Origin of the sequence: Marinobacter maroccanus (assembly GCF_002933275.1) — a bacterium.
Classification (GTDB): domain Bacteria; phylum Pseudomonadota; class Gammaproteobacteria; order Pseudomonadales; family Oleiphilaceae; genus Marinobacter; species Marinobacter maroccanus.
In genome coordinates this window covers 25,081-43,243 of the sequence record NZ_PSSX01000021.1, presented here as the reverse complement: position 1 = coordinate 43,243, position 18,163 = coordinate 25,081, and the positions used below count along the sequence as shown (strand labels likewise).

General features: G+C 57.3%; 14 protein-coding genes. 6 read left to right on the top strand and 8 right to left on the bottom strand.

Annotation, left to right across the window (positions count from 1 at the left end; all coding sequences use genetic code 11):
• Positions 1-71: 71 nt before the first annotated feature.
• Positions 72-779 (top strand): TIGR04283 family arsenosugar biosynthesis glycosyltransferase, encoded by a 708-nt coding sequence (locus tag KEHDKFFH_RS17550; RefSeq protein ID WP_104323110.1) that lies wholly within the window; start codon positions 72-74, stop codon positions 777-779.
• A complete protein-coding gene (locus KEHDKFFH_RS17545; RefSeq protein WP_104323109.1) occupies positions 766-1,398 on the top strand; it encodes a TIGR04282 family arsenosugar biosynthesis glycosyltransferase in 633 nt (210 codons plus the stop codon). The genes KEHDKFFH_RS17550 and KEHDKFFH_RS17545 overlap by 14 nt, the downstream gene beginning before the upstream one ends.
• Before the next feature lie 5 nt (positions 1,399-1,403).
• Here the strand turns inward: KEHDKFFH_RS17545 and KEHDKFFH_RS17540 are convergent, their stop codons facing one another.
• Together KEHDKFFH_RS17540 and KEHDKFFH_RS17535 are read right to left on the bottom strand one after the other, a co-directional pair.
• Entirely contained in the window at positions 1,404-4,226 is a 2,823-nt protein-coding gene (locus KEHDKFFH_RS17540) for an insulinase family protein (protein ID WP_104323108.1), read from the bottom strand.
• A gap of 64 nt (positions 4,227-4,290) precedes the next feature.
• Positions 4,291-4,590 (bottom strand): hypothetical protein, encoded by a 300-nt coding sequence (locus KEHDKFFH_RS17535; RefSeq protein WP_104323127.1) that lies wholly within the window; start codon positions 4,588-4,590, stop codon positions 4,291-4,293.
• A 385-nt stretch (positions 4,591-4,975) separates the two neighbouring features.
• Between KEHDKFFH_RS17535 and KEHDKFFH_RS17530 the strand changes: the two genes are divergently transcribed.
• Positions 4,976-6,961 (top strand): SDR family oxidoreductase, encoded by a 1,986-nt coding sequence (locus tag KEHDKFFH_RS17530; RefSeq protein ID WP_104323107.1) that lies wholly within the window; start codon positions 4,976-4,978, stop codon positions 6,959-6,961.
• Positions 6,962-7,118: 157 nt separating this feature from the next.
• Entirely contained in the window at positions 7,119-9,365 is a 2,247-nt protein-coding gene (locus KEHDKFFH_RS17525; RefSeq protein ID WP_104323106.1) for a methyl-accepting chemotaxis protein, read from the top strand.
• Between the two features lie 76 nt (positions 9,366-9,441).
• Here KEHDKFFH_RS17525 and rnt read toward each other — a convergent pair whose 3' ends face one another.
• Both rnt and pyrC read right to left on the bottom strand, forming a co-directional pair.
• Positions 9,442-10,098, bottom strand: a complete 657-nt coding sequence (gene rnt / locus KEHDKFFH_RS17520; RefSeq protein ID WP_104323105.1) for a ribonuclease T — start codon at positions 10,096-10,098, stop codon at positions 9,442-9,444.
• Positions 10,099-10,142: 44 nt separating this feature from the next.
• The gene (gene pyrC / locus KEHDKFFH_RS17515; RefSeq protein WP_104323104.1) at positions 10,143-11,174 is read right to left on the bottom strand and encodes a dihydroorotase; all 1,032 of its coding nucleotides are present in this window, start codon (positions 11,172-11,174) and stop codon (positions 10,143-10,145) included.
• Between the two features lie 185 nt (positions 11,175-11,359).
• Between pyrC and KEHDKFFH_RS17510 the strand changes: the two genes are divergently transcribed.
• Positions 11,360-12,277, top strand: a complete 918-nt coding sequence (locus KEHDKFFH_RS17510) for a flagellar protein MotY (RefSeq protein WP_104323126.1) — start codon at positions 11,360-11,362, stop codon at positions 12,275-12,277.
• 6 nt (positions 12,278-12,283) lie between these two features.
• Here the strand turns inward: KEHDKFFH_RS17510 and KEHDKFFH_RS17505 are convergent, their stop codons facing one another.
• Positions 12,284-13,210, bottom strand: a complete 927-nt coding sequence (locus KEHDKFFH_RS17505; protein ID WP_104323103.1) for a histone deacetylase family protein — start codon at positions 13,208-13,210, stop codon at positions 12,284-12,286.
• A 207-nt stretch (positions 13,211-13,417) separates the two neighbouring features.
• On the opposite strand from KEHDKFFH_RS17505, the gene KEHDKFFH_RS17500 reads away from it, so the two are divergent.
• A complete protein-coding gene (locus KEHDKFFH_RS17500) occupies positions 13,418-16,162 on the top strand; it encodes a bifunctional acetate--CoA ligase family protein/GNAT family N-acetyltransferase (RefSeq protein ID WP_104323102.1) in 2,745 nt (914 codons plus the stop codon).
• A gap of 55 nt (positions 16,163-16,217) precedes the next feature.
• Here KEHDKFFH_RS17500 and rdgC read toward each other — a convergent pair whose 3' ends face one another.
• From rdgC to yaaA, 3 genes are read right to left on the bottom strand one after another with little or no spacing between them, the layout of a single operon-like run.
• Positions 16,218-17,144, bottom strand: coding sequence for a recombination-associated protein RdgC (rdgC, locus tag KEHDKFFH_RS17495; RefSeq protein WP_104323101.1), 927 nt, complete (start codon positions 17,142-17,144; stop codon positions 16,218-16,220).
• A 19-nt stretch (positions 17,145-17,163) separates the two neighbouring features.
• A complete protein-coding gene (locus KEHDKFFH_RS17490; protein WP_069184858.1) occupies positions 17,164-17,364 on the bottom strand; it encodes a DUF2788 domain-containing protein in 201 nt (66 codons plus the stop codon).
• Between the two features lie 24 nt (positions 17,365-17,388).
• Positions 17,389-18,159: a peroxide stress protein YaaA gene (yaaA, locus tag KEHDKFFH_RS17485; protein WP_104323100.1), complete on the bottom strand. Its 771-nt coding sequence runs from the start codon at positions 18,157-18,159 to the stop codon at positions 17,389-17,391.
• Positions 18,160-18,163 lie beyond the last annotated feature (4 nt).

Below are 18,163 nucleotides of genomic sequence, written 5' to 3'. Positions count from 1 at the left end.
CGGTATGATAGCGGGCTAAGCCCTGAGGCTCAAGGTGCGGCCCGGTTTCGGTGATTGTCACGGAGTTTGTTTTGCCAGACCCTTTCTCGTTAAGCGTGATTGTTCCAGTGTGGATGGAAGCGGCGGGCGTTACCGACACCCTGCGCGCCCTGCAACCGATTCGCGCCAGGGGACATGAGGTGGTTGTGGTCGATGCGGGCAGCACCGATCGAACCGTTGAGCTGGCCCGACCGCTTTGCGACAGGGTTATCGTGTCAGAGAAGGGGCGGGCGCTTCAGATGAACGCCGGTGCAGCGGCAGCAAAAGGCGATCTTCTTCTGTTCCTTCATGCAGATACGCGCCTGCCGGCAAATACCCTCGAGCAGCTCGCAAGTTTCGTCCATTCGAACCGCCCCTGGGGGCGGTTCGATGTTCGGCTGAGCGGTGAGCGGCCGCTGTTCCGGGTCATTGCCTGGTTTATGAATCAGCGCTCCCGCCTGACCGGTATCTGTACCGGTGACCAGACCATGTTCGTACGGCGGGACGCCTTCGAGGCCCTGGGCGGATTTAAGCCCATACCGCTGATGGAAGATGTGGAATTTTCACGGAGGCTTTGCCTGGTGTCCCGTCCCTTCTGTATAAAAGAGCCTGTTGTTACCGATAGCCGCCGCTGGCAGACCCACGGTGCCTGGCGAACGATTTTTCTGATGTGGCAGCTGCGCTGGCGGTACTGGCGTGGTGAATCGCCGGAGTCTCTGGCCCAAATCTACCGATCGGATGTGCGCAATGCCTCAAAGTAATTCTCCCTCGGCGGTTTTCCTGCAGTTTGCTAAATGGCCGGAGGCCGGTCGGGTCAAAACCCGTTTGATGCCCGAGCTGGGTGCGGTGGGGGCTCTTGAAGCCCATATTCGACTTACTCTGGCGGTGCTGGATAACCTTTGTGCCACCGGCTATCCGGTGGAATTCTGGTGGGATCGACCGGTGGATGACCGACCCGGGGAGGCCGAATCCATCGTTGAAGAACTTGAAGGTGCAGGTCTGCATCAGGGAGTCCAGCAGGGCGGGACGCTCGGGGAACGGATGCACCGCGCTCTCAGTCAGTCTCTTCGCGATTACGACCGGGCGCTCATTGTTGGCAGTGACTGCCCGTCGGTGGACCCGGATTATGCCCGTAAGGCGGTCGCCTGTTTGGCGGACCATGACGTCGTGCTTGGCCCCTCTGACGATGGCGGCTATGTTCTGATCGGCGCCTCTAAAGTGGCTGAAGGGATGCTGGATGACATTGCCTGGGGCACGCCGGAGGTTCTTACCCAGACCTGTGATCGCCTGAAAGAATCGGGGCTCAGCTATTGTTTACTTGAGCCCCGCTGGGATGTTGACGAGCCCGCAGACTGGGCTCGCTTTCTGGGGACCTGCTAACGCTTTCAGCTGGCGGGCACCGGCGGCAGCTCGGTGAGCCTGCCGAGGGCCCGGCTTGCTTCCAGACCATCACCACCGTTAACAACCTGAAGGCTCTGGGCCCGCTCAAGAACCGCCTTCCGGAACGTCTCAAGCAGTGCCTGTTGGCTGACCTGTTTTACTGCGTTGGCCAGTTGTTCCCGCGAATCGAAGCTGTCCATCTCGCGATCAATCTCGCGCCAGTAGCGGCTGGAAATCTCGCCCAGCTGCCGGTCCCTCTCAAGCAGCTTGCTGATCACAGCCTGCTTTTCGCGCTCCAGGCGCTCCGGTGTCAACGCTGTCAGGGTCTTCTCAAAGCTGTTGGAGAACTCCTGAACCGCCTGATCAATTTCCACTCGGTTGGCAGACGGTGACTGCACAACAAAGCCGAGGGCTGGCGTTTCCAGCATTTCGAAAGCCGTCGCGTACACGATGTAACCCAGTTGGCGGTTGGTGCGGATCTCTTCATAGAAAGGGCTGCTTATGATCTGGGCTAGCAGACGGAATCGGGCCCGTTCTTCAAAGCTGGTGTTGTCGCCCTGCATGTAGAGTGTATAGCCGGTGTCCGGGTGGTCTACTTCAATGGAAACCTTCGTTTCATTGTCTGGCAACTGACGTACCTGACTGCGCTCTACCTCGGTCAATTCACTGTTGCCCAGTACAATAGCGTCGATCTGCCGCGCCAGGTTGAGGGCCGAGGCTTCGGTGAGATTTCCATGGGCCAGCATAACCGGGTCAACTTGTGAGAGCAGGGCTTCAGAGAAGGATTGCAGTTCATCGAAGGTCACTTCCCGGGCGGCCTTCAGCTTGTTGTCGGTAGGCCAGGCGCCTTCGATCAGGGACGTCTGTACGAACTCCGAGGTCTGTTCCACCGGGCGATCCTTGGCCTTGTTCTGCAGGCCATCTATCATTTGTTGCCGGGCAATCTCGAAACGTTGCTCGGTCAGCGCCGGTGAGGCCACCTGAAGCAGTATCCGGTTCATCAGGGTATGCAGCTTGTCGTTATAGCCGCCGACGCGAACCGTGATACCTCTGAGGTGCGGGTAAACGCTGTAATCCAGACCCGCCAGGCTGGCGGAGTAAGCCCAGGCATTCAAATTGGCATTGATGGTGTCCACCAATAGCTGGGTGAGCACATAGCTTCGTGCCGAAGCGCGGGCAGCCGGTGTCCGGAGACCCACAAACACGTTGGCTTTCGGAGTATCGAACCGGGTATCCCGGGCGAACCAGACATCCAGGCCTTCAAGAGCCCCAAGCCTGGTCGGCTGATCCATGGTTTTGCCCGGCACCATCGACAGATCCTCCGGCACAAAAGGATTTTCTGGCGGCAAGCGCAACTGGGCAGCGAGCTCTGGCAGGCTCTGAGTCCTGAGTGCTTCTGGATTGAGAGGTTCCCGGGTCCATGCGGCGTCGTACCAGTCGGTGCGATTCGGATTCTCCAGTTCTGGTTCTGGTGCCAGAACAAAGGCAAGCAGGTTGTCCGGCGTTAGCCTGTCCAGGATGTCGCGGTATTGCTCCGGCGCAAAGCGCTCAACCAGCCAGGGCGCTCTCAGAACGTCCTCCGGGGGATAGTCCTGCAGGTAGCGAGAAAGGCGCATGGCTTCGTGCAGGGGGTTGCCCTGCTCGCGGAATCGGAAATCAATGCGTGCCAGGTTCTGCATTTCGAGGAAACGCTGCTCGCTGATCCCTTTCTGGCGAATCTTTTCAATGTAATCAAACACCAACGGCAGAATGTCCTCGTGTCGCGACAGTCCCTCAGGTGTCAGGGAAATGCTGATTTCCAGGGTGGCGTTTTCGCCGGTGTCCATGCCCAGGCCCGCGGACAGGCTCTCCGCCAGGCCGGCCCGCTTCAGTACATCGAACAGGCTGCCGGGGCCTTCATGGCCCAGCAGGTTGGCCACGTAGCTGGCGGGTTTGGTGCGGTAGTTGTCCTCTTGGGACGCAATGGGAAAGGTAAGCGACAGGCTTCGAACATCCTTGAGTGCTTCTGCCGTCACCTTGGCTGGAAGATCCTCGGCCCGGTAGAGGCTGGCCACATGGCGTTTGGTTTCAAGGTTGCGGTTTTCTATTGCCTCGAAGCGGCCCCGCACCATGAATTCCAGCTCGTCCAGGGTTTGCGGCCCGTAAACCGCCAGGCTCATGATGTTTGAGGAGTAGTGCTGCTTCCAGAACTCGATCAGATCTGGCCTGAGCGGGTTCTCTTCCGTGTTCTCCAGAGTGCTGAGGTTGCCCACCGCAAACTGGCTGAAGGCGTGGTCTGGATTACTGACCGCCTTCTTTACGGAAAAGAATCGGCGCCCGTCCTCTTTCTGTTTGGCACTGAATTCCGAGTGCACGGCGTTGCGCTCACGGTCCACCAGTTCGGCGGTAAACAGGGGCGCTGAGAATTGTTGTGCGAACCGGTCAAGCGCCGGTTCCAGGAACTCAGCCTGAACATCGAAGAAATAATTCGTGTCCTGGAACGCGGTGAAAGCATTGTGCTGGCCGCCGTGGCTCTTGATGAACTGTTGGTATTCGCCCGGATCGGGGTATTTCTCGGTCCCCAGGAACAGCATGTGCTCCAGGAAGTGCGAGAGGCCCTCGCGATCTGCAGGATCGTCCCCGCTACCGACCGCAACGTTCATCGAAGCAGCTGCCTTGTCGGCATCCTGATCAGACACCAGAATGACCTTGAGGCTGTTGTCCAGTTCGATGAACCGGTACTGGTTGTCGTCATTGGGGCTCTTCTCCGGAATCTGGGCTGCAAGAGCGAGGGTGCTGAACAGCACAAGTGTCAGCAGGGAAAACAGGCGTGAGATCGGGTTCTGCATTGAGTTCTTCCTGACGGTACGTGTGTTCATAGGCTTTCTGTGATTCGGAGAAGAGTTGCGCGCATCAGTGCATCATTGCGTTACGCGTGCTCTCTGGTTGCTGGTCGAGTGTTTTACGAGCCAGATCGGCGGCTTTCTCACTATCCAGCTGGCCAGTGGCGATACGCTCAAGAACCGTAGCCATGATGGCAACGGACTGGCGATAATCCGCGAACTCGGCCTGGAAGGCCTGGTCGATGGCCTCGTAGACTGCCTGAATCTTCTGTTCCCTTGAACCGGCATTATCAGCTGTGTCGTTGATTGCCTTCAGACAGGCTCGGGCGATGGAGATATAGCGTTCCGCGTTGGGATTGTCTTTCTGCATAGTGGGGATTCCGAAGTTCGGTTTTCCAGTGAAAAGAAGAGATGCCAAAAGGCGCGATAAGTTCCCGATTATGTCATTGCTGGCAGGCGCTTTCATTGCTTTGTGGTAATCCGGAAATTGGGCATGCATGGGGCAATTCCTGTGCTAGTCTCAAAAACATTGTGTCGGCGAACCGGACAGGCCCGTTCAGCGTGCGGGAGCGGAATTTTAGAGTAATAGCTCTATACAAAACAAAGGCTTACAGAGTAAAAGCTCTAAAAAAGTTCGATACATGAAGGTTGCAATTAAGTACAATGCCGGCGTTTCCGGAAAACTCTAAGACTTTAGTCGTATGGGTGCCGGCATGGATAGACAACAACAGAGCAACAGGCAGGGTGGAAGATTGATGAATTATTTCCTGACGGGTGGCACCGGATTTATTGGCCGTTTCCTCGTGGAGAAGCTTCTGGCACGTGGTGGTACTGTCCACGTACTGGTGCGTGAGCAGTCCCAGGACAAGCTGGACAAATTACGGGAGCGCTGGGGCGCGGATGAAACCCAGGTGAAAGCCGTAATAGGTGACCTCACCAGCAAGAATCTGGGTATCGACGCCAAGACGATGAAGGCTCTTAAGGGGAAAATCGACCACTTCTTCCACCTTGCCGCCGTATATGACATGGGGGCAGATGAAGAAGCCCAGCAGGCTACCAACATTGAAGGTACGCGGGCCGCGGTGAATGCCGCAGAGGCCATGAACGCCAAGCACTTCCATCACGTGTCTTCCATTGCGGCTGCCGGTCTGTTCAAGGGCATTTTCCGTGAGGACATGTTTGAGGAGGCGGAGAAGCTGGACCATCCGTACCTGCGCACGAAGCATGAATCCGAAAAGGTGGTGCGCGAGGAATGCAAGGTTCCGTTCCGGATTTACCGCCCGGGCATGGTGATTGGCCATACCTCTACCGGTGAAATGGACAAGGTGGATGGCCCTTACTACTTCTTCAAGATGATTCAGAAGATACGCCATGCGTTGCCCCAGTGGGTACCGACCATTGGTGTCGAGGGCGGTCGCCTGAACATTGTGCCGGTGGATTTCGTGGTCAACGCTATGGATCACATTGCCCACCTGGACGGTGAAGACGGCAAGTGCTTCCACCTGGTGGATACCGACCCGTACAAGGTTGGCGAAATCCTCAACATCTTCAGTGAGGCAGGGCATGCTCCAAGGATGGGGATGCGGATCGATTCCCGTATGTTCGGCTTTATTCCGCCATTCATTCGCCAGAGCCTGAAGAATCTGCCGCCGGTGAAGCGCCTGACTTCGGCAATTCTCGACGACATGGGCATTCCGCCCTCCGTGATGTCATTCATCAATTACCCCACCCGGTTCGATGCCCGTGAAACCGAGCGCGTTCTGAAAGGCACCGGCATTGAAGTGCCTCGTTTGCCGGACTACGCCCCGGTGATCTGGGATTACTGGGAGCGTAACCTGGACCCGGACCTGTTCAAGGACCGCACGCTCAAGGGCACGGTTGAAGGTCGGGTGTGTGTTGTTACCGGTGCTACCTCTGGCATCGGCCTGGCCACGGCACAGAAACTGGCAGACGCCGGCGCCATCCTGGTGATCGGTGCCCGTAAACTCGAGCGCCTGAAAGAAGTGGCCGCAGAGCTGGAGTCCCGGGGCGCAAGCGTGCATGCCTATCCCTGCGATTTTTCGGATATGGATGCCTGCGACGAGTTCGTGAAGACCGTGTTGGATAACCATGGCCAGGTCGACGTGCTAGTCAACAACGCCGGGCGCTCGATTCGCCGCTCCCTGGATCTGTCGTTCGACCGCTTCCACGATTTCGAGCGCACCATGCACCTGAACTACTTTGGTTCCGTTCGTCTGATCATGGGCTTTGCGCCCAAGATGCTGGAGAATCGCCGCGGTCACGTGGTCAACATCTCGTCCATCGGTGTGCTGACCAACGCTCCCAGGTTCTCGGCTTACGTGGCCTCCAAGTCCGCGCTGGATGCCTTCAGCCGCTGCGCCGCTTCGGAATGGTCGGACCGCAATGTCACGTTCACCACCATTAACATGCCGCTGGTGAAAACGCCGATGATTGCGCCAACCAAGATCTACGATTCTGTCCCCACGCTAACGCCGGACGAGGCTGCAACCATGGTTGCCGATGCCATTGTCTATCGGCCGAAGCGAATCGCTACCCGCCTGGGTATCTTTGCCCAGGTGCTTCACGCCCTGGCGCCCAAGATGGCCGAGATCGTTATGAATACCGGCTACCGGATGTTCCCGGATTCACCGGCCGCCGCCGGTAGCCGTTCCGGGGAGAAGCCGAAGGTGTCCAGCGAGCAGGTGGCTTTCGCCGCCATCATGCGGGGCATCTACTGGTAACGCAGTTGCCCCCGAATCGAGTGGGAGGGGGAGTTACTTCCCCTCCCATATTAATGGGTTAAACGAGATTCGCCTCTTTTATGAATTGTTCTGGGCTAAAGAAAACGTGCCGATAGCCGATGGTTAACATAAGAACAATATAAAAGAAGGGCTATTGATGACTCTCAAGAAACGTCTTTTGCTGACTTTGCTGCTGGTTGGCCTGCTTCCCGTCATTGCCATCTCGTTTTTTAACGCCGAAATTGCCCGACAGAGCCTGACGGAACAGGCGTTGCAACAACTCTCTATTGCGGCGACCAATAAGCAGCATAGTGTTGAAGATTATCTCAGCACTATTGCCCGGCAGCTGAAAGCCATGGCCAATAATCGCGGGACCCGAACTGCGGCCCAGGGGTTTGGTTTGGCATTTCAAAATTATGAAAAACTGGTAAAGGCGGAGCAATCGACCTTACGAGACAACGTCGAGGCTTATTATCAGCAGAATTTTTTGCCACCCTTGCAGCAAAATGGTGGTGCTAACGGACGTTCAGCCTCGGACTTCGTTGCATCCCTCAGCAAAAACAGCCTGGCTCTGCAGATGGGTTACATCGTGGACAACCCAAATCCTGTGGGGCAGAAAGACGAATTGGTATCGGCTGACGTCCATATCGCGCAGTTTTATAACACGCTTCACAAACAGTGGCACACCTCGTTCAAGGAGTTTCAGGAGGCTTTCGGCTACTACGATATTTATCTCATTGATGCCGATACAGGCCATGTTATCTATTCCGTAGCCAAAGAGGTGGATTTTGCTACCTCCCTGAAAGACGGTCCCTACGCGGATTCTGGCCTGGCGGCGGCTTATCGTCAGGCGATGTCTGACGGACAGGATACTGCTCCGACTTTTGTTGATTTTACTCGGTATGTACCGTCCTACGGTGCGCCCGCCGGATTTGTGGCAACCCCCATATATTCCGAAAAAGATGAGCGGCTGGCCGTGCTGGCCTTCCAGTTCCCCATCGACAGCCTGAACAACATCATGATGGAACGAGATGGCATGGGCGAAACCGGGGATGCCTATCTGGTGGGGCCGGATAACCTGATGCGGTCAGACTCCTACCTGGATCCGGAAAACCGCAGTGTTGTCGCTTCCTTTGCCGACCCGGAGAATGGACGCATTAGTTCGACATCGGTGGATGAAGCTCTGGCTGGGAATTCCGGTGAAGGCGTGGTTACGTCCTACCGTGGCGAGCCAGTGTTTTCCGCCCACAGGCCAGTTACCGTAGGCGGGCTGAACTGGGCGCTGGTGGCGGAGATCAGCGAAGACGAGGCCCTGGCGCCGGTGCGTGAAATGTGGACGCTGGCGGCGATAGCCATTGCTATTGTGATCTTGGCTGTTGTGGCCGTGGCAGTCTGGACCGCGGCGCGGGTCATGAAACCCCTCGGCAAAGACCCGGCCGAATTGCAGGCACTGGCGGAACAGGTGGCTGCGGGTAACTTGGTCATTGATTCGTCCGACAGTGACAGGGCCACGGGCGTATATGGCTCCATGCTCAAGATGGTGTCGGACCTGAAAGAAGTGATCTTCAAGGTTGAAGAAGCGTCCCAGCGCCAGGCCAGTGCATCTGAAAAGTTGTCCGGCACTATCTCGCAGACTCTGGACAATGTGAACCAGCAGGCAGAGCAGACTGAGCAGGTGGCGTCGGCCATTGAAGAAATGTCCTCCGCCATCAGCGAGGTGTCCCAGAATACCTCGGAATCGGCAGCCGGTGCCCGGCGCACGGATGAGGCGGTCAGCCGCAGCGCCACGGAGGTGGAATCCTCCGCTGCTGACACCAGTGCTATGGCGAGGGAACTGGAGGAAGCAGAGGCCGGCATAGAGGACTTGCGAAAGAATATGGAATCCATCACCAGGGTTCTCGATTCGATAAAGTCCATCGCCGACCAGACTAACTTGCTGGCTCTGAATGCCGCCATTGAAGCTGCCCGGGCCGGTGAACAGGGCCGGGGCTTCGCGGTGGTTGCGGATGAGGTGCGCAGCCTGGCCCAGAATAGCCAGAAGGCGACCGAGGAGATAAGTAGTTCCATTGAAACTCTGGTCAATTCGTCGGAGCGCGCTTCAAAGGTGGTTACCCGCTGCAGCACCCAGGCAAGAGGTATTTCCGAGCGGGCAGGCGCCGTTGTATTGCAGCTTCGCGAGGCAGTGGGCGAGGTCACCCGGATGTCCGGTATGGCAGAGCAGATTGCTACGGCATCCGAAGAGCAATCAGCCACGGCCGAAGAAGTAACGCGCAACGTATCTACAATTTCTGAAAAGTCCTTTGAGACCAAACAGGCCATGGCCCAGATATCCCAAGCCAGTGGTGACTTGGCGGAGTTGTCTCATCAGCTCAAAGATTCGCTGTCCCGGTTTAAAGTCAGCTGAGTACGAAGCGTGACTTTCACACTTATGGCTGGCGCACAATAAAAAAACCCGCTTCGGCAGGTTTTTTTGTGGGGGATTATTCGTTGTCTTCCGGAATCACCGGTGGCGGATATCCGCCCAGTTCCTTCCAGCGATTCACAATACCGCAGAACAGGTCCGCGGTTTTTTCCGCATCATAGGCTGCCGAGTGTGCTTCCTTGTTGCTGAACGGAATGCCCGCGAGCTTGCAGGCCTGGGCCAGAACGGTATGGCCGTAGGCCAGGCCAGCCAGAGTGGCGGTATCGAAGGTTGAAAACGGGTGAAACGGATTGCGTCGGATATCCGCCCGCAGCGCCGCTGCAAAGATGAAATTGTGGTCGAAGGTAGCGTTGTGGCCTACCAGGACGGCCCGCTTGCAATCGTGGTTTTTCACCGCCTTGCGGATCGGGCTGAAAATTTCGCTGAGGCCTTCCCGCTCCGGTACCGCCTCCCGTTCCGGATTCCATGGATCGATGCCGGTGAAATCCAGGGCGGATTGCTCCAGATTGGCGCCTTCAAAGGGATCAATCTGCTGTACGTGGGTTTCCGATCGCCGCACCCAGCCATCATCGTCCATGGTGAGTATGACCGCTGCCACTTCCAGCAGGGCATCCCGCTCGGGGTTGAATCCAGCAGTTTCCACGTCGACTACAACAGGCAGAAACCCGCGGAAGCGGCGGGACATGGGATGCGGTGGTTTGTTTTCGTCAGTCACTCAAGCTCCGGTCTTGGCCGTGTGTGAGAAGGAATCAGTCAGGTTTACGCCAGCTGCCAGTGAACGGTTTCACCGGCCTTGAGCGGCACGATGGTTCCGTCAGCCAGAGGCAGCTGTGTCGGCATGGTCCAGGGTTCCCGAATCAGGGTGATGGTATCGGTATTACGCGGCAGGCCATAGAAATCAGCACCGTTGAAACTGGCGAAGGCTTCGAGTTTGTCCAGAATGCCAAGCTCTTCAAAAATGTCCGCATACAGGCCGATGGCGCCATAGGCTGAGTAACACCCGGCACACCCACAGGCCGCTTCTTTGCGATCCCTGGCATGGGGGGCGGAATCCGTGCCCAGGAAAAAGCGATTGTCGCCGCTGGCTACCGCGTCCCTCAGCGCCTGTTGATGGCGATTGCGCTTTAGGATAGGCAGGCAGTAAAGGTGCGGGCGAATGCCGCCGACCAACATATGGTTCCGGTTATACATCAAGTGCTGGGGCGTTAGAGTCGCGCCCAGATTGTCGCCCTTGTGCTGCTGGACAAACTCTGCAGAATCGGCGGTGGTGATATGTTCCAGCACAACCTTGAGATTCGGAAAGGCCTCCAGGGTGGGGGCCAGTACCCGCTCGAGAAAGACCTTTTCGCGATCAAAGATATCGATGTCGGCATCGGTAACCTCCCCGTGAACCAGCAGAAGCATGCCGCAGTCAGCCATGGCCTCCAGAACCGGGTAGATGTTCCGGATATCCTTAACCCCTGAGTCTGAATTAGTGGTGGCGCCGGCCGGATAGAGCTTGGCGGCCACAACACCGGCAGCTTTGGCCTCCCGGATGGTTTCCGGTGTCATGCTTTCGGTCAGGTACAGGGTCATTAACGGCTCGAACGCGCTGCCGCCGGCAGCCGCGAGAATCCGCTCCCGATAGGCTGTGGCATCAGCGGCGGTTGTCACCGGTGGAACCAGGTTGGGCATGATGATGGCGCGACCGAAGCAGGCTGCCGTAGCCGGTACTACGTCCGTAAGAATGTCTCCGTCCCGAACGTGAAGGTGCCAGTCGTCGGGGCGGGTAAGAGTCAGCTTTTCTGTCATGGCAGTTGTCCGCAATACCTTTGGCGAGGCTAGCTTTGGGGGCTTCGTGGGTGGTGCCCTGAAAATTTGGCGAATTATACCAGAAGGCGCCAGCGATTGTTTTCCGTCTGGACGCTAAAGAAACACGGATGCAGGCCGTTAAGCAGTCAGAATCTGCTAATTCCCGGACACTGATGGCAAGCACTATGAGATTCCGCCCCGGAAAACGTCTGAAAACAGTACTGGTTGCCAGTCTTACTGTCGTGCTTTTGCCGGCTGCCGGACAGGCTGCCAGCTATGGCGCCGGCATTGAAAACAGCCAGTGGTATCTCGCCGAGTCGGTATTCGAGTGTCGCCTGGTGCACGAGGTTCCCGGCTACGGTCGGGCGGTGTTCAATCACCGTGCGGGTGAAAGTCTCAGCTTTTTCCTGGAGTCTGATTCCGCACTGATGCGCCCAGGGCGGGGCAGGCTCGTGGTGGAAGCACCGGCCTGGCGTCCGGGTGTGGCGCCGAAGCCGCTGGGTACGGTCAATGTGTCGGATGATCGCCGACAGGTCTCTCTGGATACCCGCCAGGCATTTGTTGTTGCCCACGGCCTGCTGGATGGTATGCGCCCGACAGTTACCAGGGAATCCTGGTTTGATGGCAGCCCGGTGCGGGTACAGGTGTCCAATATCAATTTTGCCGGCGAATACCAGCGTTACCAGCGCTGCACATCGAATCTCTTGCCAGTGAATTTTGACCAGATTCAACGCTCAAGGGTGCCGTTCGCCAGCGGTAGCACTCAACTGTCTGACGCCGACAGACAATTGCTGGATAATATTGTGACCTACGTGAACGCCGACTCCACGGTTGAGAGGATTTTCGTCGATGGCCACAGTGACAGCATTGGCAGCCGCATCGACAACCGCGCACTTTCCGAAGACCGGGCCAATGTGGTGGCCGACTACCTCAAGGCGCGCGGTATTGATGAGAACATGATTACTGTTCGGGCCCATGGTGACCAGTTCCCGGCATCCAACCGGCCGGCAGATAACCGCCGTACCAATATCCGCTTGCAACGGGCCGGTGACCGCCCGGAATTGCAGCAGGCTAACGGCTATGGCGGCGAACCCCGGGGATAATCGGATTCAGTAAACCGAGTCAAGCACTTCCAGGTGGGCATTGACGCTTTCCGCCAGGGCCCTCAGGTGGTATCCGCCTTCCAGCGTCGAAATGATGCGATCGTTGCTGTGCTCGTGGGCGACGCCCACAATCATTTCCGTCAGCCAGCGGTAGTCTTCGGTATCCAGGTTCAGTTCTGCCATCGGGTCCAGCCTGTGGGCATCAAAACCCGCGGAAATCAGGATCAGTTGGGGTTTGAAGTCGTTCAGCCGCTTCAGCCAGCCTGCCTCTACCCGCTTTCGATACTCTTCAGAAGAACAGTTGGCCTCGATCGGAATGTTCACGATGTTGTCAGCCTGACGGTGCACGTGGGAATGTGGGTAGAACGGGTGCTGGAAGCTGGAGCACATCAGGATGCGCTCGTCACCACCAACAATATCCACCGTGCCGTTACCCTGGTGTACGTCGAAATCGATGATCGCGACCCGCTCAAGGTGGTGGAAGGTGAGGGCACGCATGGCGGCCAGGGCGACGTTGTTGTAGAAACAGAATCCCATGGACTTCGCTCGCTCGGCATGGTGCCCGGGCGGCCGTGCGCAAACAAACGCGTTGGTTACCTGGCTGCTCATGACCATATCCACGGCCTGGACATTGGCACCAGCCGCCAGGCGGGCTGCCCGCAGGGTGTCTGGCATCATGGCAGTATCCGGATCGGTAAACACGCGGCCCCTTGTTGGTTGCATCAGGTCGAGTTGATGCAGGTACTTTTCAGGGTGCACCGTCAGTAGCTGGTCGCGGGTGATCTCTTCCGGCCGGACCCAGTCGAGCTTCTGATCGAGGCCGGTATCGGCCAGGTAGCTGATAATAGCTGCCAGCCGTTCAGGGCTTTCCGGATGCTCTGGCCCCATGTTGTGTTTCATGAAGTCATCGTGGGAAAAGAATGCCGTGGTCATACGTCTCGGACTGCCTTCGATATGCTTGTATTTTCTTCAAGCTTATCAGGGAAAACTGCACGATGCCGTGTTTCTTTGGTCTTATAGGGGCGATAGTCATTTCACATCGGGGGATCAGGGCCTAAGATAGGGTTACACTCATAAGTAACCTGTTTTATTACATTTATTTCCCAACGGCCTGCCGGCCACCCATAAAGGAGAGTCAGCTTGAGCACCCGGTATCTGGAGAGCCTGTTCAATCCCGCATCCATTGCGGTGATCGGTGCGTCGGAGCGGGCAGACAACCTTGGCGGTATGGTATTGCGGAACCTGATGGGGGGCGGGTATCCGGGGCGTCTGCTGGTCGTTAACCAGAACGATTACGACAACGTGCACGGTGTGCCTTGCGTCAAAAAAGTCTCGAAAATGGATTTTTCTCCGGATCTGGCAATCATCTGTACGCCGCCGGATACCGTGGCCAAGACCATCAAGCGGTTGGGGGAAGCCGGGGTGCGCACCGCCATCGTTATGACCGGCGGTATGTCCCGAACTCACAGTAAAACCGGTCAGCCTCTGATGTACTCTGTACGCGAGGCTGCCAGGGAGACCGGTATTCGGGTGCTTGGCCCCAACACAATCGGCCTGATGGTTCCGGCCCGCAGCCTGAACGCTACCTACGCCCACATGGGCGCGATCCCGGGCCGGGTTGCCTTCGTTGGCCAGTCCGGCACCATTGCCAGTTCGGTCATAGACTGGGCGTTCGCCCGGGGCGTGGGGTTTTCCTACTTCCTGACCCTGGGCGATGGCATGGATATCGATCACGACGACCTGATCGACTATCTGGCCCAGGACACCCAGACCCGTGCGATTCTCCTGCACATCGAGAATATCCCCAATGCCCGTCGTTTCATGTCGGCTGTGCGGGTGGCCTCCCGCACAAAACCAGTGATTGCAGTAAAGTCTGGCCGGGTTCCGGAGTCGGAGTGGTTTCCCCATGACCTGCCAGATGGATTGAAACGCAGTGATCCGATCTACGATGCCATGCTCCAGCGGGCCGGTGTGCTTCGGGTGGATGGTCTTGGCCAGATGTTCGATGCGCTCGAGACATTAACTCGAATGCGCCCTTTGCGCCGTGAGACGCTGGCGATCATGGCCAACGGTGTTGGCCCGGGCGTGTTGGCTGTGGACCGGTTGGCGGACCTGGGGGGTGAACTCGCGGAGCTGTCGAATTCCAGTGTCGAGGCCCTGGCCGAGCTGCTGCCACCTTACTGGACCCGCAAGAACCCGATTGACCTCAACTACGATGCCTCGCCGGAGTTGTATGGCAAGGCCATCAAGATCCTGGCCAAGGATCCGGAAGTGGCCAACGTTCTGGTGATGTATGCCCCGAGCCTGACCGAGGACAGCCTACAGATTGCGGATGCGGTGGTACAGGCCTCCAAGGGCACTCGCCTGAACGTGTTTACCTGCTGGCTTGGCCAGAGCACGGTGATGGATGCCCGGGAAGAGTTCTACCGTGCCGGGTTGCCATCGTTCTTCAATCCCGAGAAAGCCGTCATGGCATTCATGCAGCATGTTCGCCACCAGAGGGTTCAGCGGCTGCTCACGGAAACGCCCGAATCCTTTACCGATCACTTTGCTGACCGGACCCACACCCGACATGTGGTCAGCAGGGCACTGCGCGCAGGGCGGTATCACCTGTCAAACCGGGAAGCCCGGGATCTGGTGCGGGATTATGGCATCAGCACCATCGACACCATGTACTGCGACGACATGGAAGAGGTCCTGGAGGTATTCGCGGTGGAGCGGCGTCCCATCGATATTACGATCATTCATGAGCAGGCCTGCCATCCTTTCCTGGATCTGAGTCCAACCCAGCGTCGTTACAAGGGCACGGTACAGAAGCTCAACAGCGAAGCGGCCATCATGGATTCCTGTCGCTACCTGATGGAGGAATACCAGAGCCACTTTCCGGACAGTGGCTTTCTCGGGTTTGCGGTTCAGCGTTCCTATCAGCACGTGGGTGGGATCGAATTCAGCGTCGGCATTACCCGGGACGCCCTGTTCGGCCCACTTGTGGTGTGCGGTGCCGCCGGCGCGCAGATAAACGTGATGACCGATCGGCAGATCGCATTGCCGCCTCTGAATATGGTTCTGGCCCGTGAACTCCTGCGCCGTACCTACATGTACAAGCTGCTGAAAGAGCACAGCCTGAAGCCGGAAGAGGATATCCGGGCGGTGTCCGAGACCCTGGTCACCCTCTCCCAGATCGTCATCGACATTCCGGAGATTCAGGGTCTGGAGATCTCGCCGTTGCTGTTCAACGAGCAGGGGGCCGTGGCCGTGAATATCGCCATCAATCTGGCCGACAAGCCGGGCCGGCCCATCATTCAGCCATACCCGCGGGAACTGGAGGAATGGATTGTGCTGCCTAAATCTGGCCGCCGGGTCATCATCCGTCCCGTGTTGGCTGAGGATGAGCCCGCCCACCGGGCGTTCCACGAATTACAGTCACCGGAGTCCATTCGCTACCGGTTCTTCCAGTACCGGAAGCATTTTTCCCGGGAAGACGTAGCCCAGATGGTGCAGATTGATTACGACCGGGAAATGGTGTTCATAGCCAATGCCCCCAGGGAAGACGGTGAAGGGGAAGAGACCTTGGGAACCGTGCGCACCTGGACCGACGCCGACAACCTGCAGTGCGAGTTCGCGGTGATGGTTCATGACAAAATGAAAGGGGAGGGCCTTGGCGTTGCCCTGATGCAGAAGATGATCGATTACTGTCGTGCCCGGGGCACCATGGAGATGGTTGGCAATGTGCTGCCGGACAACCGTCCCATGCTGCAGCTTGCGGAACACCTGGGTTTTGAGATCAAGTTCAACACCGAAGAGGAAGTCATGGATCTGCGGCTGGTTCTGAATGAACCGGAAAAAGACTGGCAGCGAGAGCGGTTGGGCAAAAGCGCTCACTGAGCGGTTCGGGAAAAGGGGTCAGATGGACAGTTCATCTGACCCCGGGTTCTCGGCTTTATTCTTCGACAATCGCTGAGCGGTCTTCACCACCCAGTGCTTCAAGGAGTCCCGGAATCAATCGAGACAGTTCCAGGGTCATCAGCGTGAATGCTGCGTCAAACTTGGCAGCGGCATCGTCCACGTCGACGTCGTCCAGTTGATCCTGAAGCGTTTCGCCGAATTTCAGGCGACGAATACCCAGTTCTTCATCCAGCACGAAGGACACATTGTCGTCCCAGGTCAGGGACAGTTTGGTCACCTGCATGCCTGCATCGAGATGGTTGCGGATTTCATCCGCTTTCAGATCCAGGCCCTTGCAACGCACCACGCCACCATCTTCCGACGGATCTTTCAGCTCACATTCACTGCCGAGAACCACCTTGCCAGGCAGATCGATGGATTCGTTAAGCCAGCCGGTAAAGGTGAAGGCGGGCGCCTGTTCCACGGCGGGCGGGCGAACCGGTAGCGAGCCCAGGCTTTTGCGCAGGGTGGAGGCCAGATCTTCCGCCTGTTTGGCGGAGCCGGCGTCCACGACCAGAACGCCGTCCTGAGGGGCGAGGTAAGCGAAGCACCGACGGTTCTTGGAGAACGCCTGGGGCAGCATCTCCAGCATCACCTGTTCCTTGATTTCGTCTTTTTCCTTGCGCCGGACCTTGCGGCCCTGCTCGAATTCGATCGCTTCTGCTTTCTCTTCAACGGCTTCCTTCACTACCGGGCCCGGAAGAATCTTCTCTTCCTTGCGTAAAGCAATCAGGTGATAGCCGTTGGCGCTATGAACCAGCTGTTCTCCATGCTTGCCCAGGGGCGGAACCCAGCCCTGACGGCTGGTTTCCTGGGGGCCGCAGGGTTTGAAGGCGTCGGCCTGCAGTTTTTCCTCCAGCTCTTCGGCGGAGATATCAAACGGTTTGGTAAAACGGAATACGCGGGCGTTGCGAAACCACATCAGGGCTGGTCCTTGTCTTTCATATTTGCATGATCTCTACGAGTACGGTTTTGATAATAAAGCCCACAACGCCGGCGCCCAGAACCGTAAACAGGGCGATGGTGCCGAATCTTCCGGCCTGGGATTTCTTGGCCAGATCCCAGACGATGATACCCATCCAGACAATCAGGCCTGTCAGAAACACCAGCATGGCGATCTGGGAAAACACTGCTTCGTTCATTGCTTACTCCGATATCAACGTGGATTACTGTTCATCCCGCAGGAAAACCCAGTTGTTCTTATCGGATTGGTCTTCGCTGAAGTAATAGCCTTCGAGGTTGAACCCCTTGAGGTCGTCGGCCTGGGTAATGCGGTTCTGGATGGCGAATCGACACATCAGGCCGCGGGCTTTCTTGGCGTAGAAGCTGATCATCTTATACTGACCATTCTTCCAGTCCTTGAATTGGGGGGTGACCAGCCGACCTTCAAGGTCTTTCTTCTTTACGCTTTTGAAATATTCATTGGAGGCGAGGTTTACCAGTACGCCGTCGTCGTCTGCCAGCAGCCGGTTGATCTCGTTCGTAATCTTGTTGCCCCAGAACGCATACAGGTCCTTGCCACGGTTGTTCTCGAACCGGGTGCCCATCTCCAGGCGATAGGGCTGCATCAGGTCCAGCGGTTTCAGAACCCCGTAAAGGCCGGAAAGCATTCGCAGGTGTTGCTGAGCAAACTCGAAGTCCTGCTCGCTAAAGCTCTCGGCGTCCAGGCCGGTATAGACATCGCCCTTGAAAGCCATTACAGCCTGGCGGGCATTGTCGTGGGTGAACGGCGTGTGCCAGTTCTGGAAGCGCTCAGCATTCAATTGGCCCAGCTTGTCGCTGATGCTCATCAGATTGCTGATCTGATGCGGCTCGAGTTCCTTTAGCTGGTCGACCAGCTCGCAGGCGTCCTCAAGGAACTCCGGCTGGGTATAAGTGTTGGTCGCCAGGGGACTTTCGTAGTCCAGCGTTTTCGCAGGGGAAATAACCATCAGCATGTCA

Bases quoted from the DNA above. Each gene is read 5' to 3' on its own strand.
- KEHDKFFH_RS17545 (WP_104323109.1), top strand. From the start codon at position 766: ATGCCTCAAAGTAATTCTCCCTCGGCGGTTTTCCTGCAGTTTGCTAAA.
- KEHDKFFH_RS17540 (WP_104323108.1), bottom strand. From the start codon at position 4,226: ATGCAGAACCCGATCTCACGCCTGTTTTCCCTGCTGACACTTGTGCTG.
- KEHDKFFH_RS17535 (WP_104323127.1), bottom strand. From the start codon at position 4,590: ATGCAGAAAGACAATCCCAACGCGGAACGCTATATCTCCATCGCCCGA.
- KEHDKFFH_RS17530 (WP_104323107.1), top strand. From the start codon at position 4,976: ATGAATTATTTCCTGACGGGTGGCACCGGATTTATTGGCCGTTTCCTC.
- KEHDKFFH_RS17525 (WP_104323106.1), top strand. From the start codon at position 7,119: ATGACTCTCAAGAAACGTCTTTTGCTGACTTTGCTGCTGGTTGGCCTG.
- pyrC (WP_104323104.1), bottom strand. From the start codon at position 11,174: ATGACAGAAAAGCTGACTCTTACCCGCCCCGACGACTGGCACCTTCAC.
- KEHDKFFH_RS17510 (WP_104323126.1), top strand. From the start codon at position 11,360: ATGAGATTCCGCCCCGGAAAACGTCTGAAAACAGTACTGGTTGCCAGT.
- KEHDKFFH_RS17505 (WP_104323103.1), bottom strand. From the start codon at position 13,210: ATGACCACGGCATTCTTTTCCCACGATGACTTCATGAAACACAACATG.
- rdgC (WP_104323101.1), bottom strand. From the start codon at position 17,144: ATGTGGTTTCGCAACGCCCGCGTATTCCGTTTTACCAAACCGTTTGAT.
- KEHDKFFH_RS17490 (WP_069184858.1), bottom strand. From the start codon at position 17,364: ATGAACGAAGCAGTGTTTTCCCAGATCGCCATGCTGGTGTTTCTGACA.
- yaaA (WP_104323100.1), bottom strand. From the start codon at position 18,159: ATGCTGATGGTTATTTCCCCTGCGAAAACGCTGGACTACGAAAGTCCC.